The sequence below is a fragment of the Paenimyroides ceti genome, assembly GCF_030409925.1.
The window spans coordinates 863,883-890,143 of record NZ_JAUFQU010000001.1 but is presented as its reverse complement, the minus strand read 5'-3'; the positions used below and the strand labels follow the sequence as shown (position 1 = coordinate 890,143).

The 26,261-nt window shown below is 34.9% G+C and carries 27 protein-coding genes; 9 read left to right on the top strand and 18 right to left on the bottom strand.

Features of this window, described 5'->3' with window-relative positions:
* Positions 1-70: 70 nt before the first annotated feature.
* Positions 71-1,486: a DHA2 family efflux MFS transporter permease subunit gene (locus QW060_RS04280; protein ID WP_290362416.1), complete on the top strand. Its 1,416-nt coding sequence runs from the start codon at positions 71-73 to the stop codon at positions 1,484-1,486.
* A 31-nt stretch (positions 1,487-1,517) separates the two neighbouring features.
* Here the strand turns inward: QW060_RS04280 and QW060_RS04275 are convergent, their stop codons facing one another.
* Both QW060_RS04275 and QW060_RS04270 read right to left on the bottom strand, forming a co-directional pair.
* Complete coding sequence (locus QW060_RS04275) at positions 1,518-2,018, bottom strand: hypothetical protein (RefSeq protein WP_290362415.1); 501 nt, start codon at positions 2,016-2,018, stop codon at positions 1,518-1,520.
* Between the two features lie 43 nt (positions 2,019-2,061).
* Positions 2,062-3,120 (bottom strand): acyl-CoA reductase, encoded by a 1,059-nt coding sequence (locus tag QW060_RS04270; protein WP_290362414.1) that lies wholly within the window; start codon positions 3,118-3,120, stop codon positions 2,062-2,064.
* Positions 3,121-3,197: 77 nt separating this feature from the next.
* Here QW060_RS04270 and QW060_RS04265 point away from each other — a divergent pair, with 77 nt between their 5' ends.
* The gene (locus QW060_RS04265; protein ID WP_290362413.1) at positions 3,198-3,548 is read left to right on the top strand and encodes a 4Fe-4S dicluster domain-containing protein; all 351 of its coding nucleotides are present in this window, start codon (positions 3,198-3,200) and stop codon (positions 3,546-3,548) included.
* 59 nt (positions 3,549-3,607) lie between these two features.
* On the top strand, positions 3,608-4,378 hold the full coding sequence (locus tag QW060_RS04260; RefSeq protein ID WP_290362412.1) for an META domain-containing protein: 771 nt from the start codon (positions 3,608-3,610) through the stop codon (positions 4,376-4,378).
* Between the two features lie 24 nt (positions 4,379-4,402).
* On the opposite strand, the gene QW060_RS04255 is transcribed toward QW060_RS04260, so the two are convergent.
* A complete protein-coding gene (locus QW060_RS04255; protein WP_290362411.1) occupies positions 4,403-5,641 on the bottom strand; it encodes an ABC transporter permease in 1,239 nt (412 codons plus the stop codon).
* Positions 5,642-5,646: 5 nt separating this feature from the next.
* Here QW060_RS04255 and QW060_RS04250 point away from each other — a divergent pair, with 5 nt between their 5' ends.
* Together QW060_RS04250 and QW060_RS04245 are read left to right on the top strand one after the other, a co-directional pair.
* Positions 5,647-6,882, top strand: coding sequence for an exo-beta-N-acetylmuramidase NamZ family protein (locus tag QW060_RS04250; protein ID WP_290362410.1), 1,236 nt, complete (start codon positions 5,647-5,649; stop codon positions 6,880-6,882).
* A gap of 80 nt (positions 6,883-6,962) precedes the next feature.
* Complete coding sequence (locus tag QW060_RS04245) at positions 6,963-7,178, top strand: hypothetical protein (protein WP_290362409.1); 216 nt, start codon at positions 6,963-6,965, stop codon at positions 7,176-7,178.
* Positions 7,179-7,191: 13 nt separating this feature from the next.
* Here QW060_RS04245 and QW060_RS04240 read toward each other — a convergent pair whose 3' ends face one another.
* Positions 7,192-7,686, bottom strand: a complete 495-nt coding sequence (locus QW060_RS04240; RefSeq protein WP_290364688.1) for a YkgJ family cysteine cluster protein — start codon at positions 7,684-7,686, stop codon at positions 7,192-7,194.
* Positions 7,687-7,730: 44 nt separating this feature from the next.
* Here QW060_RS04240 and QW060_RS04235 point away from each other — a divergent pair, with 44 nt between their 5' ends.
* Positions 7,731-8,435: a class I SAM-dependent methyltransferase gene (locus tag QW060_RS04235; protein WP_290362408.1), complete on the top strand. Its 705-nt coding sequence runs from the start codon at positions 7,731-7,733 to the stop codon at positions 8,433-8,435.
* A 26-nt stretch (positions 8,436-8,461) separates the two neighbouring features.
* Here QW060_RS04235 and QW060_RS04230 read toward each other — a convergent pair whose 3' ends face one another.
* From QW060_RS04230 to QW060_RS04215, 4 genes are all read right to left on the bottom strand, one after another.
* On the bottom strand, positions 8,462-8,860 hold the full coding sequence (locus QW060_RS04230; RefSeq protein WP_290362407.1) for a DUF2059 domain-containing protein: 399 nt from the start codon (positions 8,858-8,860) through the stop codon (positions 8,462-8,464).
* Positions 8,861-8,896: 36 nt separating this feature from the next.
* The gene (locus tag QW060_RS04225; RefSeq protein WP_290364687.1) at positions 8,897-9,529 is read right to left on the bottom strand and encodes a 7-carboxy-7-deazaguanine synthase QueE; all 633 of its coding nucleotides are present in this window, start codon (positions 9,527-9,529) and stop codon (positions 8,897-8,899) included.
* Positions 9,530-9,631: 102 nt separating this feature from the next.
* A complete protein-coding gene (locus tag QW060_RS04220) occupies positions 9,632-11,248 on the bottom strand; it encodes a tetratricopeptide repeat protein (protein ID WP_290362406.1) in 1,617 nt (538 codons plus the stop codon).
* Between the two features lie 20 nt (positions 11,249-11,268).
* On the bottom strand, positions 11,269-12,171 hold the full coding sequence (locus QW060_RS04215) for a PstS family phosphate ABC transporter substrate-binding protein (protein ID WP_290362405.1): 903 nt from the start codon (positions 12,169-12,171) through the stop codon (positions 11,269-11,271).
* Positions 12,172-12,237: 66 nt separating this feature from the next.
* Here QW060_RS04215 and QW060_RS04210 point away from each other — a divergent pair, with 66 nt between their 5' ends.
* Entirely contained in the window at positions 12,238-12,366 is a 129-nt protein-coding gene (locus tag QW060_RS04210; protein WP_290362404.1) for a hypothetical protein, read from the top strand.
* Between the two features lie 103 nt (positions 12,367-12,469).
* Here the strand turns inward: QW060_RS04210 and QW060_RS04205 are convergent, their stop codons facing one another.
* The 6 genes from QW060_RS04205 to QW060_RS04180 form a co-directional block, all read right to left on the bottom strand.
* Positions 12,470-13,348 (bottom strand): energy transducer TonB, encoded by an 879-nt coding sequence (locus QW060_RS04205; protein ID WP_290362403.1) that lies wholly within the window; start codon positions 13,346-13,348, stop codon positions 12,470-12,472.
* 327 nt (positions 13,349-13,675) lie between these two features.
* Positions 13,676-13,891, bottom strand: a complete 216-nt coding sequence (locus QW060_RS04200) for a hypothetical protein (protein ID WP_290362402.1) — start codon at positions 13,889-13,891, stop codon at positions 13,676-13,678.
* A gap of 2 nt (positions 13,892-13,893) precedes the next feature.
* Positions 13,894-14,760, bottom strand: a complete 867-nt coding sequence (locus QW060_RS04195; protein WP_290362401.1) for an energy transducer TonB — start codon at positions 14,758-14,760, stop codon at positions 13,894-13,896.
* Positions 14,761-14,779: 19 nt separating this feature from the next.
* Positions 14,780-15,325 carry an ExbD/TolR family protein gene (locus QW060_RS04190; protein ID WP_290362400.1) on the bottom strand — a complete coding sequence of 182 codons (546 nt, stop codon included), beginning with the start codon at positions 15,323-15,325 and terminating at the stop codon, positions 14,780-14,782.
* Positions 15,326-15,344: 19 nt separating this feature from the next.
* The gene (locus tag QW060_RS04185; RefSeq protein ID WP_317623182.1) at positions 15,345-15,950 is read right to left on the bottom strand and encodes an ExbD/TolR family protein; all 606 of its coding nucleotides are present in this window, start codon (positions 15,948-15,950) and stop codon (positions 15,345-15,347) included.
* Positions 15,951-16,009: 59 nt separating this feature from the next.
* On the bottom strand, positions 16,010-16,837 hold the full coding sequence (locus QW060_RS04180; protein ID WP_290362398.1) for a MotA/TolQ/ExbB proton channel family protein: 828 nt from the start codon (positions 16,835-16,837) through the stop codon (positions 16,010-16,012).
* 331 nt (positions 16,838-17,168) lie between these two features.
* Between QW060_RS04180 and QW060_RS04175 the strand changes: the two genes are divergently transcribed.
* Positions 17,169-18,692 carry a helicase HerA-like domain-containing protein gene (locus tag QW060_RS04175; RefSeq protein WP_290362397.1) on the top strand — a complete coding sequence of 508 codons (1,524 nt, stop codon included), beginning with the start codon at positions 17,169-17,171 and terminating at the stop codon, positions 18,690-18,692.
* 223 nt (positions 18,693-18,915) lie between these two features.
* Here QW060_RS04175 and QW060_RS04170 read toward each other — a convergent pair whose 3' ends face one another.
* Complete coding sequence (locus QW060_RS04170; RefSeq protein ID WP_290362396.1) at positions 18,916-19,803, bottom strand: hypothetical protein; 888 nt, start codon at positions 19,801-19,803, stop codon at positions 18,916-18,918.
* A 206-nt stretch (positions 19,804-20,009) separates the two neighbouring features.
* The gene (locus tag QW060_RS04165) at positions 20,010-21,350 is read right to left on the bottom strand and encodes an FAD-dependent oxidoreductase (protein WP_290362395.1); all 1,341 of its coding nucleotides are present in this window, start codon (positions 21,348-21,350) and stop codon (positions 20,010-20,012) included.
* 315 nt (positions 21,351-21,665) lie between these two features.
* Here QW060_RS04165 and QW060_RS04160 point away from each other — a divergent pair, with 315 nt between their 5' ends.
* Complete coding sequence (locus tag QW060_RS04160) at positions 21,666-21,824, top strand: lmo0937 family membrane protein (protein ID WP_290362394.1); 159 nt, start codon at positions 21,666-21,668, stop codon at positions 21,822-21,824.
* Between the two features lie 34 nt (positions 21,825-21,858).
* On the opposite strand, the gene QW060_RS04155 is transcribed toward QW060_RS04160, so the two are convergent.
* Entirely contained in the window at positions 21,859-22,935 is a 1,077-nt protein-coding gene (locus tag QW060_RS04155; protein ID WP_290362393.1) for an agmatinase family protein, read from the bottom strand.
* 236 nt (positions 22,936-23,171) lie between these two features.
* Entirely contained in the window at positions 23,172-26,246 is a 3,075-nt protein-coding gene (locus QW060_RS04150; RefSeq protein WP_290362392.1) for a T9SS type B sorting domain-containing protein, read from the bottom strand.
* Between the last annotated feature and the right edge of the window lie 15 nt (positions 26,247-26,261).

Below are 26,261 nucleotides of genomic sequence, written 5' to 3'. Positions count from 1 at the left end.
TTTTTTGTTTAACAAAGGTTTAAAAATTATCTGAAGAATATTTAATAATTTTGCACTTCATTTGATCTATATGCAAAAAGAAAGTTTCGGAGAAAAAGAAAAATACCTTCCATGGATAGCTGCAATGGCAATTTTTATGCAATCATTAGACGGTACTATTCTGAATACATCATTACCCAGCATTGCTAAGGATATGAATTATTCTCCGTTAGAAATGCAATCGATCATTGTAAGTTACACACTTACTCTTGCCATATTGATACCCCTCAGCGGATGGCTTTCTGACAAATTCGGAACCAAAAGAACGTTTACATTTGCTCTGGCTGTTTTTACTCTGGGCTCACTATTCTGCGCTATATCACCAAGCTTATCCACTCTTATCATTTCGAGAATAATTCAGGCCATAGGAGGTTCCATGATGGTGCCGGTAGCACGGCTTGCTATTCTATACAAGTATCCGAAAAATGAATTGCTGAGAGTCATTAATTTTATGACCATCCCCGGCTTAATCGGACCAGTTATAGGTCCCAGCTTAGGCGGGTGGTTGTCAGACAACCTTTCATGGCACTGGGTTTTCCTTGTTAATTTACCCATCGGTATCGCAGGAATTTATCTTACACAAAAAGTAATGCCTAATTTCAAAAATACGGTAAGCAAATTTGACACTACCGGATTGATTTATTTCAGTTTAACCATTGTTTTAATTACCCTTGTAATGGAACTTACCAGTGTAGGAATAACAAGCTTTACTATGATTCTGATATTTGTAGCTCTGGCAATGATCTGTTTTTTATTATACGTAAGACATTCGAAACGCACCAAAGCTCCTATTATTGATCTGAAACTCTTGGAGATACGAACCCTTCGCATAGGACTTTCAGGCAGTTTATTTACCCGACTTGGTATCGGTGGTATTCCCTTTTTATTGCCATTGATGCTTCAGGTAGGATTTGGCTATTCTGCCTCTACAGCAGGTCTTATGTTACTCCCATCAGCTGTTACTACAGTTCTGATTAAACCCTGGGTAGTACCTCTGGTTAAAAGACTTGGTTATAAAAAAGTACTCGTAAGTAATACCCTTATTCTGGCCACTATCATTGGTATGTTTAGTCTCGCAACGTCACAAACACCACTGCTGTATATGATTATACTGATGATTTTTTACGGAGCTTTCAATTCGATACAAATGGCTTCTATGAATACGATCTCTCTTTCTGATCTCGACAATGATAATGCAAGTGCAGGAAACAGTCTCTTAGCCATTATGCAGCAATTATCCATAAGTTTTGGTATCTCAGTAGCAGCGTTAATCCTGTCTTACTTTAAAGATGCCGGTAATTTCTTCCATGGAGAAACAGCTAATGCCTTTAAATACACTTTTATTTCGCTCGGAGCTATCACTGCGCTGTCTTCTCTAATCTTTTTCAGATTAAAGAATAATGACGGTCACCTTCTATCCGGAAATGAACAAAAAAGGTCAGCATAAAGCTGACCTGTTATAGCAAAGGATGACATTTTTATTTTTTAAAAAATCCTCCTAATAAATCTCCAAAACCGCCTTTTTTTATAGCGTCCATTGCATCATCCATTCCAAGTTTACCATCGCCGTTCTGATCTAAAGCTGCAGTAAGTCCGCCTGATCCCATAAGTTCACCAATATTGAAATTTCCGTTTTTCACACTTTCAACAACAGTGGTAAGAATCTGCGGAATTACAGATCCTGCAAAACCTGAAGCTGTGCCCGCATCCAAACCTACATTTGTACTCAGTTTACTGCTTAACGAATCAATGATATTTTTCACAACAGGATTAGAAGTAAGCGAACTAACATCTAAATTACCTGCCATTCCCATTAAATCAGAGATATTGCCTCCTGAGACAGCTGATTTTAGTCCTTCAACCAAAGAATTTCCTGTTTCTTTTGCTACAGAACCTGCCAGATTATTATCAATCTGAGCATTTGCAGCCACTTCTTTTTGTGTAAATTGTTCAACAATTTTAGTCAGTTGGTCCAGCATACTTTACTTATTTATAATGTTCTATTAAAGGTACACAATTATTTTACAAGTTCAGTAAAAATTTCAGAGTGTCAACATCATCTGCATAATCCCATAAAGCTGGCTTCTGTGTAGTACCAAACGGAATACTTTTTTCTTTAAGCTGATCTGAAACCACACACTGTATATGCTCCTTATCGGCATTCAGCCGCTGTTCAACTTCTTTAATATCCGTATAGTATTCATAAAATACAGATGAAATCGGCGAAGCATGATTTTTATCTTCCCGGATGGTCAGAAAACCATTATCAAGAATCGAATAGTTACTCATGAGAAAAACAGCTTTATTATAATCATAGTTGTTGGCATATTTTTCATACTCAATTACTTCTCTATAAGCATACATAGCTTCAAAAAATGAAGTAAAATCATAACCTTGCGGTACAAAAAGTTTTGAAACATTTCTGCAGCCCAAACCATAATATCTAAAGATATCTTCTCCTAATGCTTCTAACTGCTGTTGTGATTCTTCTCCGGTTAAGACAGCAACAGAATTTCTGTTTTTTCGGATGATATTGGGCACTTTATTAAAATAATATTCAAAATATCTCGATGTATTATTACTGCCTGTAGCTATCACGGCATCAAAGGAGTCGAATTTTTCTTCTGTAATCGTAATTCTCTCTTTAAAATCCGGAGCAACTTCTGTCAAATAGCGCAATAAAAGAGGTAGTAATTTTTGATCGTTGGAAGAGAGTTTAATAAGGGCTTTATTCCCGGAAACCAAAACCGCAATCACATCATGAAATCCTACCAAAGGAATATTTCCTGCTAAAATAAGACCAATCGTTTTGAGTGATTCATTGCTCAAATCATACGCAGAAAGCCATTTTTCTATGTTTTCCTTTACAAGGGCTTCACTCCATGAACCAAAAGAAAAAAGCACCTGATCTTTCGTAAACCAGCCATTATGACTGACAGACTGATCAATAAGTGTTTTACAGGTGTCAAAATACAGATCATTAAAAGGCAGATTTTCATTTTTTTTGTATTCATTTGATGAAAACTGTTTCATAAATTCCCCTAAAAGAACAAAGGCATTTATTTTCTCTTCTAAAACCATATCTATATTGTTTCTAATTTTATTATACCGTATTTTTGCAACAACAAAGTTACTATATATTTAAATACAAATTAGCCATGGCTATCATAATAACAGACGAATGTATCAACTGCGGTGCTTGCGAGCCAGAATGTCCGAATACCGCTATTTATGAAGGTGCTGATGACTGGCGTTATAAAGACGGAACCAGTCTTACAGGAAAGATCACGTTACCTGACGGAACTACTGCTGATGCAGAGACACCAAATGAACCTATTTCTGATGACTACTATTACATTGTACCGAGCAAATGTACAGAATGTAAAGGCTTTCATGAAGAGCCTCAATGTGCTGCTGTTTGCCCTGTAGATTGCTGTGTTCCGGATGACAACCATGTGGAATCGGAAGCAATATTATTAGAAAGACAAGCCTTTTTACACAACCAATAATTTCATAGCCTTGCCATTGCAAGGCTTTTTTTTTACCTTTATGAAAAAAAATTAATCCCATGAAGAACAAAATTTTCAAATCGTTGGCTGTTATCGGGGTTGTTATCGGGCTTACCGGTTGCGCCGCTAAAAAAGACAGTGCCCAAAGTCAGGAACTCATAAACGGAACCTGGCAATTGGTAGAACAAAGTGATGTGAAGGATATTAACAAAGCATTCCCACAAGGTGTACCTACTTTGACTTTCGAATCTGGAAAAGAAGTCAAAATATATGGAAAAGACGGATGTAACGGTATTAATACTACTGCAAAATTAAAGAAAAACAATTCGATTGAAGTAAATCCGAATTATGTTTCAACCCTGATGTATTGTGATAAAGTAAAAGATACTGAATTCAAAATGCTTTTTACCACAGCATCTTCCTATAAAGTAACAGAGAATGTCCTTATCCTGAAAAGCGACAAGGGTTCGCTTAAATTTCACAAGGTTTCTCTTAATGGAAAGTGGGTTTTAGATAAAATATTTACGGTAAAAGAAAAAGTAAGTACTCTTTACCCTTACAAAAAACCTTTTATCAATATTGACATCAACTCCACTCAGATTTCAGGTAACACAGCTTGTAACAGTATCAATGGTAAAATGTTGATTCATCAAAACACCATTAAATTTAACCATCTCGCAATGACAAAAATGTTTTGCGAAGGAATCAATGAACAAGCCTTTACCAATGCTCTATCAAAAACCTCACATTATAAACTCGACGGTACCCGTTTGACACTACTGGAAAACGATAAACCTCTTTTAGAATTTGTAAGAGAATTTGAAAAATAAAAAATCCGGCAATCGCCGGATTTTTTATTGATATCGCAACGCCTTAACCGGGGTTATCTTCGTAATAATATAAGATGGAATAATCATGATCAGATAACAAATAACAATCAAAGCAAGATTAAGTCCAACGATATAGAAAACATTGAGGTATACAGGAGCTTCGGTCACATAATACTGTGTCGGATCCAGCTTTACAATTCCAAAATAGTGTTGTAGAAGTAGCACACCTATACCGATTATATTTCCCCAGATCAGTCCGTTAAATACAATATGAGATGCCTGCAATAAAAATATTTTTCGGATCGTCCAGTTTCCGGCTCCGAGAGATTTCAACAGACCTATCATCTTGGTACGCTCTAAAATCAATACCAGCAAAGCTACAATCATATTGATCGTTGCCACAAGAATCATAATACCCAGAATAACATAAATATTGAAATCGAATAATGATAACCAATCAAAAATGTTGAAAAATTTATCTACAATTGAAACGCTGTTCAGAGAGGCAGGAATTTTGGTATATAAGCTATCATTAACTGCATTGATGTTGGAAAAATTTTCCACATACACTTCAAAAGCCCCCACTTCATCTTTTGACCATTTATTAAGTCTCTGAATCTGTTTCAAATCTCCGATCACGTACGTTTCATCAAATGATTTAAATCCCGAATTATAAATTCCGACAACCTCAAAAGCCCGGATGTTCGGCATACCGTTTCCAGAATCTTTCATAAAAAAAGTCTCTATTTTATCATTCAGTTTAATAGCAAGCCTTTTGGCCAAATATTCTGATATGAGCACTTCATTAGTCATCCCTTCTTTCTTAATTTCCGGTGACCTGCCCTCAACAATATAATCTTCTAAATAACTCCAGTTATAATCATCACCTACCCCTTTATAAATGACTCCTTCAAAGGTTTCCAGTGTTCGGATAACACCTGCTTTTGAAGCATAAGGATGAATTTCTTTAACACCTGAAAAGGAAGTATAGTCAGGATAAAAATCCTGCTTTATGTTTATGGGCTCTAAAGTAATATCGGACTGGTTATTATCGTAATTAGAAATGATGATATGTCCGTTAAAGGACGTTATTTTATCCCTAATTTTGTTTTGTAATCCCAAACCTGTTGCTATGGAAACCAACATCATAATAGTACTGATCGCTACTGCTATGACAGCAATTTTCATAATTGGCGCAGAAACACTATTTTTATACTCTTTAGAAGTAACTAATCGTTTTGATATAAAATATTCTAATTTCAACAGCTATGATAAATAAAATGAAATTCAAAAATACATTATTATTTGCTGCAATAACATTAATTTCATTCGGAATTTGGAATTGCCACGCGAAAAAAAGTGAAATTAAAGGTATATATACCTTTGTGTCACAATCCAAAAACGGCGGTATCAAAACAGGTGCTGATGACTATGCGACGTATCTGCCGATGCTGAAAGATAAAAAAGTAGGTGTTTTAACCAATCAGACAGGTATTGTTACTACGGATAAAGAAACGGTACATTTAGTAGACTTTTTAGTTTCACAAAAAATAAAGATTCAAAAGATATTTGCTCCGGAACACGGTTTCAGAGGTACTGCAGATGCAGGAGAACTGATTAAAGACGGAAAAGACACTAAAACAGGTTTACCTATTATTTCATTATACGGAAACAATAAAAAACCTTCAAAAGAACAACTCAAAAATATTGATATCATTGTTTTTGATTTGCAGGATGTAGGTGCCCGCTTTTATACCTATATATCTTCCCTGCACTATCTTATGGAAGCCTGTGCGGAGCAAAACATTCCGGTAATCATATTAGACCGCCCGAACCCTAACGGAAGCACTGTAGACGGACCTGTTCTGGAAATGGAATATAAAAGTTTTGTAGGCATGCATCCGATCCCTGTTTTGCATGGAATGACAATTGGAGAGTATGCTCAGATGATCAATGGAGAAAAATGGCTTGCCAAAGGAGTTCAATGTGATATTACAGTCATTAAATGTCTTAATTATCAAAAATCCATGCCCTATAATCTTCCTGTAAAGCCATCACCCAACTTACCCAACGACCAGTCTATTAATCTGTATGCGAGTCTGTGCTTTTTTGAAGGAACAAATGTAAGTTGCGGACGCGGTACAGATAAGCAATTTCAGATATACGGTTCTCCATTTCTTAAAAACATGCCTTACAGTTTCACGCCAAAACCGAATGAAGGAGCTAAAGACCCTATGCATAACGGAAAAAAATGCTTTGGAGAAGATCTCTCAAAAATTGAAAAAATTGACGGCATTCAATTAAAATGGCTTTTAAAAGCGTATAAAGAAAGTTCCGGTAAGGAAAAGTTCTTTATTAATTTCTTTACTACTCTTGCCGGAACAAAACAATTACAGCAACAAATTGAAAAGGGAATGACTGAAGCGGAAATAAAAAAGACCTGGCAAAACGGAATAGAAAAATTCAAACAGACAAGAAGTCCTTATCTGCTTTATAAAAGTTAGTTTTGCTGTGTTAGATTTTTCTTAAAAAAGCTTTGAAAATCCCCGTGTTTTGTTATATTTGGTTACAAATGTAAATTGATATGGATTACACAGAAATCATCATTGGAATTATAGATCGTGTGCAGATCGCATACGAATGGTTAGTAAAATTATTTGGTCAGATTGTTGGTTTATTCGAACGATTCAGAGATTATATTCTCGATTTGGTTTATACCATTAAGCACAAGTTTTTTTCTCAGGATGAAATCGATAATTTTATTAAGAATTATATAGACAACGAACATTATTTTATATAAAAAAATGCCTTTACTATAAAGGCATTTTCTTTTTCATCTCTTCAACTGCCTGAAAAGCTGCAGGACAGATTTCTGTGTTTTTCAGAGTCAATGCTGTGATCTGATTGAATTTTTTCCGGTCAAGATGCGGATATTCTCTACAGGCTTTGGGCCTGACATCGTAAATCATACAATAGTTTTCATGATCCAAAAAAGTACAGGGAACCTGCTGAAGTACATAATCTTTGTCTTCATCTATTTTGAGATACTTATCAATAAACTGTTGTGGTTTTAACTTTAAAAATTTAGAAATCCTTTCAATATCTGCAGCCGTAAATAAAGGTCCGGTTGTCTTACAACAATTGGCACAGGATAAACAGTCAATTTTCTTAAAAACAACATTGTGTATTTCCTGCATCTGGTAATCTAGATTCTTAGGCGGCTTCTTTTTCAGCTTATCAAAATACTTTTTATTTTCATTATGTTTATCTTTGGCAAGCTTTGGAAGCTGTTTTAAATAGTTTTCCATAGGATCGATATCAGGTAACAAAAATACAAAATACTATATCAAGAATGAAAGACCTTTTTGGCAAAGCCATTTTAGATTATCAGACACAGCATAAAGCAGCACCTATCATTACAGAAACAAATATTTCGGAAGCAGATGAAATGGAAGTTGCCTATCTGTTTCGGAAGTTTGACAAAATGCCTGACATTGAGCAGCAGGCCTTGAAACTTGCTAAAGGAAGAATATTGGATGTCGGTTGTGGAGCCGGAAGCCATTCGCTATATTTAAAAGAAAAAAATTATGAAGTTTTCCCTATAGACATCTCTGAAAATGCTGTTAAAGCATGCCACATGAGAGGGTTAGGCGAGGCTAAAGTAATGAACATTTTAGACGTGAAAGATGAAAAATTTGATACCATCTATTTACTGATGAATGGTACTGGTATTTTCGGAAAGCTAAAAAATTGTACTACTTACCTTTCACACCTTAAAACATTGCTAAATGATAATGGACAAATTCTGATTGACAGTTCGGATCTTATTTATATGTTTGAAGAAGATGAAGACGGTGGTAAATGGATTCCGATGGAAAACGATTATTATGGAGAATTACAGTTCATAATTACTTATGAAAATGAACAGGAAGAACCTTTTGACTGGCTTTTTTTAGATTATAATACACTACAAAATGCCTGTCACGCAAATGGTTTGCAATGTGAACTATTGCTGGAAGGGGATAATTATGATTATTTAGCCCGTATTACACTATAAAAAAAACACTCTTAAAGAGTGTTTTTTTACATCATATATTTCATTATTATTCCCTGTAATTCTAAATTAATCGCTTCATCCTGTTCCATATTATTCAAATCAATTTGTGCTTTTTTCTTTACAAAAGAAGCTCCAAGTGATGATTTAAAAAATTCAGTCAATCGAACTACTTCATCCTGAGTTAGTACTTTCGAATAATCATCAATCTGCTTATTTCTTACTCTGGTAAGCAATCCCTGCATATCTTTTTTAAAAGCTGCCCGTTTATCTTCAGAAATCTGCTCTTCTATCTGATTGACAATATTCTGATATGGATTGATAATACCGCTCACTTCTAAAAGCACTCTCACATCTTCTTTATTTGCCTGTGCAGCAGCATGATATGAAGTCACCATCAAAGCAAAAAATAGTAAATATTTTTTCATAAGACCTTATTATTTTTATATCAAATATATAATTTTTTATGGAATATCCAAATATTTATGTGTTTGTGTTGAAATACGCCATTTAGGATTATTTTTAACATATTCCACTACCAATGGAAGCATTTCATCACGTTTGCTCCATTCTACCTGCAAAAACAATAGTGCTTTATCATTTACCATAGCGGCTTGTTCTTCTGCAAACTTAAAATCGTTTTTATTGTATATAATGCATTTCAGTTCATGAGCAGCATCAAATACACTTTGTGTAGGAAGTTTTGTTTTTTTGGGAGAAAGACAAATCCAATCCCATTCACCCGATAATTCGTAAGCCCCTGAAGTTTCCATATTGGTTTGTATTCCTTTTTTATGGAGTTCTGCTGTAAGCACATCAAGATTCCACATCAAAGGTTCTCCCCCCGTTATAACTGCTAATTTTCCATGCTGCTGTGCATGACTTACAATATGGTCAACAGGAGTAAGCGGATGAAGATTTTCGTCCCAGCTTTCTTTTACATCACACCAGTGACATCCTACATCACATCCTCCCAAACGAATAAAATATGCTGCCGAACCGGTATAATATCCCTCGCCCTGAATGGTATAAAATTGTTCCATCAGCGGTAAAACTAAACCAGTCTTTAATTCTGGATTTTGCATTACGTTATTCATCATATTTACTATTAAGGTACAAAGATACTACACAAAACTCTATTAATACAATAAAAAAAGGCTGGCAAAGCCAACCTCTTTTGATTATAGTATAAACCTTTCTTATAGTTGAGCGGCTTTATCTAAATTTACTTTTGCTTTTTCCACATTCTTATCTTTATTAAAAACTCCGATATATGTGTACGATTCTTTCACAGCTTCCTGCAATTCTTTATCATTGATCAACTTTTTAGTTTTCAAAAGATTAATAAAGTTTTCATATGCTTTTTCTGCCTGCATTTTACTCGCATCAGTATTGATCAATAAGTTGATTCTTGCCTGTAGTAAATACGCTTCATGTGTAGATGGCGATACTTTTATCAATTCATCTAATGTACTTAAGGCAGTTTGCAGCTGATTATTGAATAATGGTTTATTATGTGTCAGATAGAGCGCGTTTGCCTTATAGTATAAATCATACACATAATTTTCATTTTCTTTATTTGTAGTTCCTAAATTGAATAAGTGATACGACTGTGCATATTTTTCATCTTTGAACAATTTAAGCCCATGCTCGTATAATTCGGAAGCTAAATCTTTATCAAGATCAAGTCCTTTCTTGATATTGGCTACTGCCAACTGATATTTGGCATCATCAAGGGTACCATCCTGCTTTTTAGCTTTTTCAATTTCTGCAAGTCCCAAATAAAGGTAATCTACTCCTACAATCTGCTGTGGTTTGTCTTGTACGTCAAAATATTTTGTGATAAAGGTATAAGCATCATCATATTTTCCGTTATTATAAGCAGAAATTGCAGCATATTTATACACTTTAAAATTATCTCCTCTGCTCAACCATTTATCTTTCATCAAAGTTTCAAGACCTTTGAAATCTCTTACTTTAACAAGAAAATCGGCATAAGCATTGTCAGAGTCCACTGATTCTCCGATCATGGAATGGAATTTAGCATAATTGCTTACTGCCTGTATATTTTTTGTCTTATCAAAAGAGAAACGTGCGTAAGCTGCATAAGTTTGCGCCAGTTCTTTGTATACCAACTCATAATCAGGATGCTCATTTACCACTTCATTCAGGGTTTTGAGAGCATCTTCATAATTATTGTTAAAACGGAATACGTTTGCAATCTTAATTTTTGCCAGCGGATTTGTTTTATCAATTTCCAACGCTTCTCTGTAAGCAGAAGTCGCCAGTTTTGAACTTCTGTCTGCCATATATGCATCTCCAAGCGCAATATAACCTTCAACGCGTTTTGGATTTACTTTTATTGCTTTTTTCGCTGCCTCCATTGCCTTTTCAGGATCTGGTTTTGTTGATTCAATATACGCTTTCGAAACCAACAGATAGGTTTCTATATCGTTTTTTGGTAATCGGATCTGAGCAGCGTTAAATTTTGAGCGTGCTTCTTTATCTTTACCTTCGTTCAAGGACAATTGTCCTATTCCGATATTATTGATATTAAAGTTTTTAGTAGCTTTTAGACCCTGCTTAAAATAAATCATTGCTGAATCACTCTGATTTTCTTTAAGATGAATACTACCTAAATTAAAAAAATGTTTTCCCTGATTAGGTTCCACTTTTATCAACTGATATAAATCATGCTTGGCTACATCATATTGTTCAAACTTCATAGCTGTTTCTACCTCTTCAATGCTTTGTGCTTGAATAGAGGAAACGGTTATGACAGAAAACAATAAGCTAAAAGTAATAGTTTTATTCATATGGATACTATAAAATATTATTATTGGTTATTTACAATCACTTCTCTTGGAGGCAACGTAACAGGCAATAAACCTGATTTTAAGACAATGCGCTGTCCTTTATCTCCAGCAGCAAAGGAAGCAATTCCTCTTCCAAGTCCCATTTTACCCTGCAAATCTAAAATATAGATTTCACGTACTAATGGATAAGTACCATCTGCAATTGTTGATTGGGAAGCTTTAAAATACTTATTTTCTTTTTTATTAAAAACGCTTAATGTTTTGATGTCTTTTTTCAAGGCATCGATATTTTTATCAGGCTGCATCAACCAATTGATTCCCACTACTCCAACAGCATTCTTATTTTTAGCCACATAAGCAATTACTTCAGCTGTTGTAGGAAAAAAATACACATTGGTACTCATATCTGTAACTCCGGCATCGTTGCGAAACTGACGAACCAAACTTGAATTGATGTTATCAAATACAAATACTTTTTCTTTATCTTTTTTCTGCTCTTTAATAAAAGCAACTACATCTTCATATTTGATAAGAGAATCCGCAGCTGTTTTATTAGCAATAAAAATAATGGCATCTTTTGCAAACGGCGTTTCAACCGGCGCTACTTTTCCTTTAAAATGATTTACTTCCTTTTCATCAAGCTTCTTTGGTAAAACAGCCAAACGTGTAGAATCTTCATAAATCATTTTAAGAATTTTATTTTCCGTAGCAGGAATAATCTCAATTTCCGCCTCAGTATAGACCGATTTAAAAACCGTAACAATATCTTCAAAAATAGGAACTACTGATTCTTCTACCAAAACAGAAACTTTTCCACTGGAATATGTCTCTTTTGTTTCTTTATCTTCTTCCTTAGTTTTATCACAGGAAATAACTGTTACAAAAGAAAGCATCAAAACGATAAAAGCTGCAATTTTTTTCATATTCATATCAGAGATGGCGTAAGTATCTTATTAATTTCGATAAAGCTATAAAAAATATTTAAAAAAATGATATTATTCCTTGTTAATTGTAAAATAGTTCTGCATTTTTATTCTCATAATTATAAAGATCACGACGCTTCAGATCAATTATTGAATAACGAAAAAAGAAAATGTTTCTTTAAAGTGAAAGAATAAGAATAATTACTGTTTATCTAAAAATTATTTGCTGGTAATTAGACAAAAAAGGATTATTTAAAAAACGCAAAAAAATCGCCATCAAAGCGATTTTTATAATTGTTTAATTAGCTACCTTAAGTGTTATGGGCAAAGTAAAAGTTGACCGGACAGCCTTTCCGTTTTGTTCCGCAGGTTTCCATTTCGGCATCGTTTTTAAAACTCTGACAGCTTCCTGTCCTACTCCGTTTTGGTCATTTATTACCTGAATATTGGAAAAAGAACCATCTTTCTCTACAACGAATTTCAGTGTTACTTTGATCTGTGTTGCCGAACCTGTAACGTCAGTTGCTTTAAATTTGTTTATATAACGGGCATAAAAAGCTTCTTTTCCTTCGATTGGTTCTGCTTTAACCTGTACAAAATTATGAATTTTATTTGCACTTGTATCTGTAGTTCCAGGTCCAACCTCAGTACCAGAACCAGTACCGCCTTGGTTTACTTCAGCATCACCAGTCTGAGTACCATCTGTATGTAGCTGTCCATTACTATTAGCTTGTCTGTCTTTAACACCAGAAGTGATCCTGTCGTTAAAATCATCTTGAGCAGTTGTCACTTGTTTGCTAACATTTACATCTTCTTTTACGATAACATCTGTCAGTGATTTTTCCTGTACTACAGATTCAGCTGCACTACCCCCCAATGTTTTGTCTTTATTATCTTCTGTCAATGCAGTCTCAGGTGCTTTTTTAGGCTGAAAAACAACATCAGTTACTATAGTTCCAGTATTATCCGGTACCTCCGTTGTAAAAGGTATAGAGCTATAATTATTATAAAAAGTACTTATTACTAAGACAGATCCTATCATACCCAAACCAATAATCAACGCTAAAAAAGTATTTTTATCACTATCCTGACGAAGTTTGTAAGCACCGTAACTTTTGTTGCGATTCTCAAAGACTATATTCGTCCAGTCTTTCCCAAGGATGTTTATGTTTGCCATCTTCTACAATTTTTATTAGGTTTTACATTTTCTATCACTATTAATATAACACTTTTATACAAAAAAAGCTATTACACAACAGTATTTAAAATAAAAACGTTTAATTACCTTGAAAATTACAGGTCAAAATGTTAAATTAAAAAATAATCCGAATAAACAATTATAATACACCAACTACACAACCTAAAACCATTCTAAAAATAACAAAAGGCAATCCGTATCAATAATGCTATACAATAAAAAAAGGTATTGAACGTCATACGATCAACACCTTTAAATATTTTATTATACAGGCTTCTTCTCTTTCAAAAAAACCGTATTGCTTTCTCATTTAATAATCCGAAAGAATCGGATAATACTGTATACAATAAGAATAACGCCGAAAGCGAGTCTATTGGTATAAGGAATTGTAAAAGGAAGATCTTTCTTCACAATAAAAAGCAGTCCCAATGTGAAATATAAGATGAGAAAGACCAATCCAATAATGAAGAAAAATCGCTGTAAAAGCGATTTTTCTTTAAACTTATTAATAAAATTACTCATTATTAATTTGCTACTTTAATTGTAATCGGTAAAGTGAAGCTTGAACGTACGGTTTTTCCGTTTTGTTCTGCAGGTTTCCATTTAGGCATTGTTTTCAATACACGGATTGCTTCTTTCCCCATTCCATTCTGATCGTTTACAACCTGAATGTCTGTAAAAGAACCGTCTCTCTCTACAACGAACTTCAATGTTACCTTTATCTGATTCACTCCTGAACCTAAATCCGGTGCATTAAATTTCCCGCTGTATCGTGTATAGAACGCTTTAATACCTTCTACCGGAGCTGCTTTTACCTGAACAAAAGTGTGTACTTTATTGTCATCATCGGTAAATTTATTTCCGGTACCTGTACCTTGTGAGCCTTTTTCAGCTCCTCCGGTTTGTTTACCATCAGATTTAAAATCACCGCTTTTATCAGCTTCTCTGTCCTGACGACCTGAAGTTGTATTGTCCGTAAATTCTTCCTGAGCTGTTTTTACTTCTTTTTTAACTTCATTATCTTTTTTAACTTTTACTTCTGTAAGCTCTTTTTCTTCCTGAACGGATTTTGAAGCATCTTTTGGTGGTTCCGGAACCGGTTCCTCCTTTTTGATTTCTTCGATCGGCGGCTCTTCTTCGATCGGCGGAGGTAAAACAATTTCTGTTATTTTTTCTCCTTCATCGTTCAGTTCTTTTGCCTTGCGATCTTTATAATTTCCGTATAAGGAACTTGCTCCAAAAACAATTCCTATAAAAGCAATACCCAGAATCAAAGCTAAAAAAGTATTTTTACCGTTATCTTGACGAAGTTTATAAGCGCCATAACTTTTGTTACGCCCCTCAAAGACAATATTCGTCCAGTCTTTTCCGAAAATGTTTATGTTTGCCATTTCGTTACTTTTTTTTATGCTATTGCATAATTGCTTTTTCTGCGTCCGTAATATCACTAATCATGTATACTTTTACTCCTGTGATAGACATTTCATCTAAAATATCAATCATATTCGTATAAGTTGCATCTTCTGTAGCTTTGATCAAAACTACAAGACCTTCTTTTCCTTCAAGTCCTTTTGACTTAAGATTGGAAACTTTTTGTAAAATAATTTTACGGATTCCGTCTTTACCATAGGTTTGGTCAATAGGACCTTCTCCTTCGTATGGTTCTTCAAAACGTCCCATATAGTATTTCATTTTTCCATCTTTCCCGAGTAAAATTGTCATTGTTTTAGACTCTTTAGACTCTACTTTATCAGTATCCTGAACGTCTTTTTTATCGGGCATAGTCAAATCCATTGACTGAGGTTTGGATAAAGAGGTGGTCAACATAAAGAAAGTAATCAATAAGAATGCCAGATCCACCATTGCAGTTAAATCTACTCCGGAATTCTGTTTTTTACTTCTTACTTTTTTGCCTTTCTTGCCTGAGTCGCCACCACCAGTATTTAATTCTGCCATGTACTTTTCTTAATTTGAATTAGAAATTTGCATCTCTTAATCCTGTTACTAAATAAAAACGGTTTTGACGTTGCTCCTGCATAATATCGATAATCTTTTTAACCGTACCAAACTGTTCATTTGCGTCACCTTTAATAGCCACCTTTAAGAAGGATTCTTTACGTTGCCATGATGATTCACGCGCATTGCGCACCCATGAAGCCAACTGATTGTTCAAAGAATCTTTATAAGGTATACCAGTCTGGTGATTATCTACCTTCATCAATTCACTTGCCGGTTTTGCCAACAGTTGTTTTAATTCTCGTATGTCAACACCAAAGTTTTCCATACCAGCAAATTTTTCTGTCTCTTGCGGGGTAAATTCAATTTTATATTCATTACCCATACGTTGAAGTATATCTTTTTTGTCTTCTCTTCCTGCAATTCCAAAATATACTTTTTCTTCATCTACAGAAATCGTTACGATATCATCTGTAGGAATTTTAGTCTCTTTTGTAGAATTTGGTAAGTCAACCGGATGTACTTCTGGAGTTTTAGCTGTAGAGGTTAAAACGAAGAATGTTAGCAGTAAGAACGACACGTCACACATTGCGGTCATGTCAATTCTTGTACTCGATTTTTTCATTTTTGCCATATTCTTTCCTTTTTAACCAGAAATTAATCTGGAATTATTAATCTTACTTCTTATCTGTTGTTTCTTCTGTAAGATTGAGTAATAGCAAATCCAGCTTCATCAATAAAATGTGTTAACTTATCGATTTTTGTTGTAAACAGGTTATAAAATACAATCGCTAATGTAGAAGTACCAATACCTGTCGCTGTATTCATCAATGCCTCAGAAATACCTGTTGCCAATGCTGAAGAGTCAGGTGAACCTGAAGTTGATAAAGCCGAGAATGCTTTGATCATCCCTGTTACTGTACCTAATAAACCTACTAATGTACCGATAGATACTAATGTTGCCAAAATGATCATGTTTTTTTCCAACATTGGCATTTCTAATACAGTAGCTTCTTCAATTTCGTTTTGAATAACTTCTGTTGCTTTGTCTGTATCAAATCCTTCTCTTTTTACTTCCTGAAATTTGATTAAAGCAGCTTTTACTACATTTGCAACAGAACCTTTTTGAGTATCACATGCAGCAATAGCTTCATCAATTTGGTTTGCATTTACCAAAGATTGAACTTTAGCAACAAATTCTTTGATATTACCAGTTCCTGATGCTTTGCTAATTACGATAAATCTTTCGATACCGAATACAATTGTAGTTGTTAATAATCCGATCAAAACTGCAATTACATAACCACCTTTATACATCATCCCCCATAAATTTCCTGGAAGTGGTTCTCCGTTCGGATCTCCGTTTTGAAAGTTGGAAGCACTACCTAAAACAAAATTCCAGATAATATAACCAAAAATTAAACATATAGCTACTGTAATCCCAGCCATAATGTTAGATAATCCTGAACTAGATGTGTTTTTTTCAACCGATTCATTAGATACGTTTGTCATCTTTTTACTTTTTTTTAAAATGTTTACTCAATTATTATTATTCAATTTTTTTGCTTGGTCGTTTATTCAAGCATCGCAAATTTATGTTTTTAGATTAAATAAAAAAATAAATTTTCGTTTTTAGAATGTGTGAAGTTACAAAATTAACAGTAAATAAATGTTGTTTTTACATTTATTTAGCATTCACAACAGTAGCTATACTTGCAATAACGCTGGGATTATTTCGTTTATTGTTATTGTAATTAAATTTATTTAATATTATTAATTGTTCGCAATTGCAGGATTTTATCTTCATTTAATTCATTATATTTACTTTAAAATAGCCAAAAAAATGAGTTCTGAAAATTTTGAAAAAAGTATAAAAGAAGGGTATACTTTTAAAGGGGATTATATTACCATTGGTAGCTGTATCTATGACAATCAGGTAGTTGCCGACTGCCCCATAAACATTCCTTTAAAAACACTCAACCGCCACGGTCTGATTGCCGGAGCTACGGGTACCGGAAAAACCAAAACCATTCAGGTTCTTTCTGAGCAGTTATCCGGCAAAGGAATTCCGGTTCTGATGATGGATATTAAAGGTGATTTTAGTGGAATTGCAGAGTCAGGTGCTATCAATGATTTTATTAAAGAACGGCATGATAAGATGAATCTGCCATTTGACCCTAAAGGTTTTCCCGTAGAATTGTTAACCATTTCGAAACAAAACGGTATTCGCCTGCGTGCAACGGTTTCTGAATTCGGACCTGTATTATTGTCCCGTATTCTGGACCTTAACGACACTCAGGGAGGTGTATTAGCCGTTGCTTTCAAATATTGCGATGACCACAAAATCCCATTACTCGACATAAAAGATCTAAAAAAGGTTCTTAATTATCTTACTAATGAAGGGAAAAATGAAATTGAAGCTGATTATGGACGCTTATCTACTTCGACTACAGGAGCAATTCTCAGAAAAATTGTAGAACTGGAACAACAGGATGCCAATCTGTTTTTTGGAGAAGTTTCTTTCGACATTCATGACCTTATCCGTATTGATGAAAACGGCAATGGTTATGTCAATATTTTACGTCTGACCGACATACAGGACAAGCCTAAACTGTTTTCTACCTTTATGCTTTGCCTGCTTGCTGAAATTTATAATCAGATGCCGGAACTGGGAGACAGTGGTCAACCGGAATTGGTTATTTTTATCGATGAAGCACATCTTATATTTAAAGAAGCCAGCAAAGCGCTTTTGGATCAGATTGAAACTATTGTAAAACTGATTCGCTCAAAAGGTATTGGTATCTATTTTATTACTCAAAATCCTACAGATGTACCCAACGGTGTTCTGGCACAGTTAGGACTTAAAATTCAGCATGCTTTAAGGGCTTTCACAGAGAAAGACCGTAAAGCTATAAAAACCGCTTCTGAAAACTTTCCTGCAACAGCGTTTTATAAAACTGATGAAATCATTACACAGCTTGGAACCGGAGAAGCCCTTATCACGGTTTTGAATGAAAAAGGCATACCTACTCCACTGGTGGTTGGTATGATGCGCGCACCAGTCAGCAGAATGGATGTTTTATCACCATCTGAGATTGATACCATTATCAGCCATTCTTCTCTGAAAGATAAATACAATGAGGTGGTGGATCGCGACAGTGCTTACGAAATTCTGAACCGCAAACTGGCTGAATCTGCGACAGTATCCGATAATGATAAAAAAACAAGTCCTTCCAAGCCTGCTACGCCTACTAAAGAAACCGATTATATGAAACCTATTATCAAAGTACTTACAAGTGCTACTTTTATCAGGGGAGCATTTGGTGTTTTGACCAAACTATTTAAAAACACAAAATCTGTCAAATGACAGATTTTGTTTTATACAATGCTACAATTGTCTTAATACAATTATTGTTTTGCTATAATGAAACGGCGATAACAATACTAAAACGAACCGTGGAAGCAACTTGCCCATATCTATTTTTTACGCTTTTTGTACCATAATTTCAAAACGATATACCTTCCTAAAACGCCTCCGATGACGCCTATTATAATTGCTTGAATATATGTTCCAATATCAGTCATAAAGCTTATAATCTACTTATCCATTTCCCTAAGCGTCCTACTAATCCTGTCGAACCAACCACAGCTCCGACAACAGCGCCTGTCACTACAGCTCCACCGGTTATCTTTCCATTATTATTGATATATTGATTTAGAGCCACTCCAGCAGCACCAACAATGGCACCGGCAATATCAGTAGCAACGACAGCTGGAATTGCATAAGTAGTATATTGATTATCCGGATAACTGATTATGCCCACAGGTTCTGGAAAATATATTTCCGGTAAATTACTATTCCACCATTCATTAGAATATGATGCAATGCTAGAAACAGGAGTCAAGATCAGATATTCATTATTATTAACATCTTCTGATAAATTCTCAATATATACATTGAATTCATCATACGAGACCGTACCTTCATAAACTTTATGGAGTGTATACTGTAGGTTAGTCATTTTTACAAACTCATTTTCACTAATTATCTCTTTATCCTTCAAAGTGATCAACACCTCGCTCAACGTTGTCACTGTTTCACTCAACGGATTACTTATGAGTATTTCATTTTTAACGATTCCAACAACATTGTCGTAATGAATTAAATTCAGATTTTCTTTAAAAGTTTCAAGGAAAAATAATTTATCTTCACTTTTTATTTTCGAATAAGAATCTGTATACTCTTTTATAAAATCATAATAAAAGTTATATTTTCCATCTAAAGTTGTAATGGATTCATTTGCAATAAAAGAATTGTTTACCAAATCCATATAATCATTATGGATTTCACCCGGATTGACAATACTACTTAACTTTAATTTTGAGTCATCGGAATTTTCAGAAAAATCAGAACTCAAATCTTCTTTTGAACAAGAAAAGATACTAAAGGCGAATAAAAACAGTAAGATACGTTTCATAATTTAATTGATTTTTAGTTAAAACATTTATTTATTTATAATTATATCTTAATTAAAGAACAATAAACATACAACCTAAAAACCAATAAAACAAATATTAACTTAAAATTAACATAAAAAAATGGGAATTAAAAAACAAATAAACAATATACACTCTATTATTAAAAGGAAATTATAATAAACTACCTATTCGATGCTGTGTTTTTTCATAATTTTGAAAGGATCAGTTGCTCAATCTCTTCTGAATCCCATTTCTCTTCGATATCCGGTTGCAACATCACTTCATCCATAATGCTTTTTTGCAAATCACCAATGGCCAGTGCATCTACGTATGGATTTAAACTGAATGTGACCCGATCATATAAGGGAAGCCATTTTCCAGGATATTTTTCCGTAAAACGGGCTTCAATCTTTTTTTGAAGGTGAAATTGTTTGTCTGCCGTTTTGGTACTCATTTCCATGAAATTCCGAAAAGACAATTCTGCAATTGCATCAGCATTTGGTTTTCTTTTTTCCTGATAATTTTTAAAAACTTCGATCCAATTGTCTCCCCAATTCATCATTTGATTATACAATTCCGTAATATCTTCGAAGCCTGCATTCATTCCCTGTCCATAAAACGGTACAATAGCATGAGCAGCATCACCGATAAGAGCTACTTTATCTTTGTATGTCCACGGATAGCACTGAGTTGTAACCAATGAACTTGTTGGGTTGCTAAAATAATCTTTCAGAAGTTCTGGTATTAACTCCTTTGTATCAGGGAAATTTTTCTCAAAAAAAGCAGTTACTTTTTCTTCTGTATCGATTTGTTCAAATGAATTTTCTCCTTCAAAAGGCATGAACAAGGTACAGGTAAAACTTCCGTCTTCATTAGCAAGCGCTATGAGCATATATTCTCCCCGTGGCCAGATGTGAAAAGAATTTTTATCAATTTTATGCGTATGATCTGCGTTTGCAAGAATTTTGAGTTCTTTATAACCGATCGGTAAGAAATTCTGGGAATAATTAAACCTGTTTTGTCTCTGCATACGATGTCTTACACGCGAAAATGCTCCATCTGCACCAAATATGATGTCGTATGTATGAGCCTGCCAATCTCCTTTTTCGGTTTCACCTATATAAATAGTCGCATCTTCTAATGAGACGTCCCATATCTTTTGATTAAAGAAGAACTGTACGCCTCTCTCTTCCGCAATATCAATAATTTTTCTATTAAGTCCACCTCTTGAAATGGAGTAAATGCTCTCCCCTTTCATACCGTATTTCTGATAATTGAGTTCACCGTTTATGGTGTGAATTGCCCGTTTATCCATTGGTATTGCGATAGCTCTGATTTCATCACCTATAGATACATCATCAAGTGTTTTCCAACCCCGTGTAGAAATTGCCAGGTTGATGGAACGTCCTGAAAATTCTATAGTGCGTATATCATCACTTCTGTCAAATACATGAACGGTATGACCGGCCTTTTTTAAATATATCGCTAATAGTGTGCCTACCAATCCGGCTCCTATGATCCCTATCTTCTTTTGTGCGTGTTGCATTATGTTGTTTTTTTGTAGAGAACTACAATCTTTTGGTAAAAATAACGAATTAAAATGGTTTTACTTATAATCCCTCTGATAATAAGATTTTTTGGGGTTACATAACGCCTTTATTTTTATTCTCTGAGATTAGTTTACCTTTTATTATTTATTTTATTTTTTAGATAAAAGTTTTATAATCTATTTTTTTCACAGTCAGATTATTAAGTTAAAAAGATGTATAAATCATTTTCTTTTTATTTTTTTTAACATTTTTAATTAGACCTTTTTTTTATTAATTACTATTTTTAAATAAATATTAAAATCTAAAAGGCTATGAGAGATTTAATTTGGTTAATCGCTGTTATTTTACTTGTTTTATGGGCTGTCGGCTACTTTGGTTTTGGACAGGCCGTTGGACAATTTATTCACATTTTATTAGTGTTGGCTATTATTGCCATACTTTACCGACTCATTACAGGTAGAAAACCTTAATAAAAAAATCCCGTTTTTCAACGGGATTTTTTTATTAGAAAATTATCTTTTCACCTACAGTGAGGCCGTTGTTTTTTGCAAACACACCGCACATATGAAACAACAATCTCGCGCCGACATTTCCATCCCAATCATCCTCTCCGGGTGCTACTTCAACCAAATCCATTCCTATGATGTTTTTATCTGATGCTGCGAGTCTGCTCAATAAATAAGCAGCCTGTTCATACGATAAACCTCCGGGAACCGGAGTTCCTGTATTTGGGCAATACCATCTGTATAAAGCATCAATATCAAAACTTACACATACATTTTGAGGCAATTCATTAAGAATTTCATCACATTGCTGCTTCCATGTTTTTCCTTCAAAAGCGGCTGCTTTCAAATCAGTATCCGTGTGAACAATTACCTTTTTTGAACTTTGAACAACCTCAACTTCACCTTCTGAAAAATCACGTATTCCTACCTGAACAATTTTCTCTATCTGAGGTATTTGTAAAGCATTGTACATGATAGACGCATGAGAATAGGTAAATCCTTCATAGGCTTTTCTCAAATCCATATGAGCATCAAAATGTAAAATGCCAAAAGAATTATTTTTTTCAGCCAATGCCTGATAATACCCTAAAGGAGTGGAATGATCTCCTCCTAACAGAATGACTTTTTTACCTTGATTCTGCCAAAACAAGGTACGCTCTTTTACTTCACTGTTTAATTGCTTGCAGGCTTTGTTTATTTTATCTAAATCTGATTGCAATACAGGAAACGTTTCAATATCTTCTCCGTTTTCCAGAGCTTCAATAATAGGTTGTGCAAGACCTTTGAATTTTTCACTGTTTGCCGACCATTGCTCAGGAGCTTCATCAAAATGGATTCCAAGTTTCCATAGTTCCGGAAATTCCTGATGTAATAAATCTACCTGAAAGGAAGCTTCTAATATTGCTTCAGGTCCTTCAGACGCTCCTGCTCCATAACTTACGGTAACTTCCCAGGGAATCGGTAAAATTACAATATCACTCTCTTCCGCATTAAAAGGTAATCCGTAAATATTAGCATCTGCTAATCCCGGTTGTGACGGGTCAAAATTGTCTATTTTTTTTTGCTTTGTTGACATTCTGGTTTATTTTACACAAATTTAGAATTTATTCTTTTGTTTGTAATCGGTTTTGAAAGATATTAATCATTTTTTAATAGAAGAAATTTCAGAGGTTTTATATGGTATTCTTTTTAAAAGGCAGTCATAAAGGAGCCACAAAACGGATTATAATTTATCCAAAGGTATCACCACATTTTATTTGAAAGTCCATATAATAAAAAAACCATCTTTTCTAAGATGGTTTTTTTTTAGCTTTATTGTATTTCCCGGATAAGATATACCCAACCCGTTTTTTGGGTACCATCTTTCATATCTATTACATAAAAGTATGTAGCACTCGGTAAAAGATTTCCGTTTTGAGATTGACCTGACCATTCATATTTATAATTAGCCTTACTATAGACTTCACGTCCATCTCTGTTAAAAATTGTCAGACGCAATACATGAAGCCCTACCAAGTCAAAATTGTCGTTCAATCCGTCTCCGTTGGGAGAAATTCCTTTTGGGATATCACAAATAACAGATTCAACTACAAATTTTACTGAGGTTTCACATCCGTTGGCAGTTTGCAAGGTAACCTCAAATTCTAAAGGATAATCAAACACTGAGATAGATCGCTCACTAACATATTCGCTTACATTAAAACTTGGCTTATTCTCTCCGACAATAGTTCCCGCACTATTGGTCCAGATATAAGTTACCCCGGAAAGATTATCAGTACCATTTACCGCAATGGCTTCTAACATATATATTTTGCCTGAAGGTGTTTCAATACAACCCTGACTGCCTATTATCGCTATTTGCTGATCAGAAGGAATAATTATAACTGAATCGCTTTCAGCAATACAACCATCATTGTTTTTTACATATACTCTGTAGGTACCGGGAATTACATTCTCAAAGTTCTTTGAATTCTGATAATTTGTTCCGTCAATACTATAGGTTAACCCGTTTCCTGATGGTGTCAGTACAACAATTGTTGCTGTAGGATGCGTGCAATCAGGCTGTGTAATCTGTACTGTAGGCTTAGGAGGAAAATTACTTATCTGATTAACTACAAAGGTATGTGTAGAAATACATCCTCCTGCATTCTTTACAGTCATTGTGTACGTACCCGGCTGTAGATTGTTGAAAACGGGCTGACTCTGAAAAGTAACGCCATCTATACTGTATTGATATCCGTTTACTAAAGGAGAAAGTACCTGAACAGTAGCATTCGGAACCGCACAGGTAGGCTGAGTGATTTTAACAACAGCTTCTAACGGATACTCTGTTATTTCGTTTACTACAATAACTTTTGTAGTAATACAACCTGCTGTATTTTTCACTGACAAAGTATAAGTTCCCGGTTGAATATTAGTAAATGTATTCTGGTTTTGAAAAGTAACTCCGTCAAGACTATACGTCAACCCATTTCCAACAGGTGTCGTTATTTGCAGGGCGCCCAGAGGTGCATTACATGTCGGTTGTGTTATCACAACGACAGGTACATCCGGAGAACCGGGTGCATTTTGTATTACAATATTTACTTCTGAGATACATACTGCTGCATTTTTTACCTGAAGGGTATGATTGCCGGCAGCAATACCTGAAAAAACAGGAGAAGTCTGAAAAGTTCCTCCATCAATACTGTAACTGAATCCACTTCCTAAAGGTGCTGTGACCTGAATAGCAGCTGTAGGATTGGTACACGTAGGCTGGGTTATAGTCGTTGCTGCCTGAGCTGGTGTAGCCGGCTGATTTTGTATAGTAACATTTATTTCTGAAGTACACCCTTCTGCGTTTTTCACTTTTATGATATGTGCTCCGGGAGTTACATTAGAAAATGTAGTTGATGACTGATAAGTACCGTTATCCAGACTATAAGTAAGTCCGGCACCAACTGGTGCTGTCACAACAACTGTAGCCGTAGATATTGAACACGTAGGTTGGGTCACCGTTACTACTGGTGTAGCCGGAGCTGCTGGTGGATTCTGTATTGTAAAAGAAATTTCAGCAATACAGCCTTCGCTATTTTTTACTCGAATCTGATGAACGCCAGGATTAATGTTAGAAAAAACAGCTGCACTCTGAAATGTACCTCCATCTATACTATAGGTAAGTCCATTTCCGGAAACCGGGGTAACCGTCAGTGTTCCTGTAAGAATTGTACAGGTAGGCTGAGTTATTTGCAAAGTTACTTCCGGTAGAGCGCTCACAGTTATCTGAACCGTATTAGAAATTAAAAAACACGATGCGTAAGAAATCTGACAGTAAAACTGTGTATTGTTTAATGCTATATCCGATGTCACTGTCAATGAATTTGTCTGAGCTCCTGAAAAGCCGCTACCGCTTACGTTTATCCAGTTGCCGGAGCTATCAAGCATTTTCCATTGAAAAGTGGCCTGAGAAGCATTGGTAACCGCAACTGTAAAAACAGTCTCACTGCCTGTACATACCTGAGCATTTGAAGGCTGACTTGTAATAACTTCACCAGAAACTACTGTTGATGTGTGACTTCCTAAATCAGCACACGACTGAGTGGCAAACGACCAGTCTGCCTGAGCATAAGTTGCTGCAGGTGCTATTGCACTGGCGACTCTTTTTACGGTATACCCTACATGATTAGGAGCTCTCGCAATATCAATCTGAGTACCGTTCTTTAAAAGCCGGAATTCATCGTTTTCATTGATACCACTTGTAAGAGCCATATTCGCTGTTATAGGACAAGAATTAACACCTGTTGCTACTGCAAGAAAAGTACTGTTCGCAGGAATAGATCCGGTTAAAGGAAGCGTCCATGAAATGGTATTGTTTCCAATCTCGCCATAGCGCACCAATTCATAAGTTCCGTTTAGAACAATTGCTGCATTGGTTGGATTATAAAACTCTACTACTCCATACGCACCAGTAGGGGCATCGTATAATTCCGATATAAAAATGTCACCTCCCTGATTGGCACAAGTGGAATTTAATACATTGAATACAGTTACAGAAGTTGCTGTACAGGAGCTTGTGCTCACCGTAATCGTTCCCGAAACTGCTGTAACAGGCACTGTTGCTTTAATAAGTGTAGTGGAAACAACTGAAAAAGTGGCATTGACACCGTTGAATTTTACAGAAGTGATCGCATTGCTAAATCCGTTTCCAGTGATCGAAATTACGGCATTGGCAGAACCTGAAGCAGGACTTATTGCACTGATCTGATGTGAAGCACAGTCCATAACATTATTGGTACTCAGTAAGGTGTTCTGCGAAGATTGGGCAATGAGAGAAGTAGAAAAAAACAATGTCATCAAAAGGATGAATGTCTGATTCAGTTTGTTTTTTAGATGTTTTTGTACTATCATTTGTCTTATAAAAAT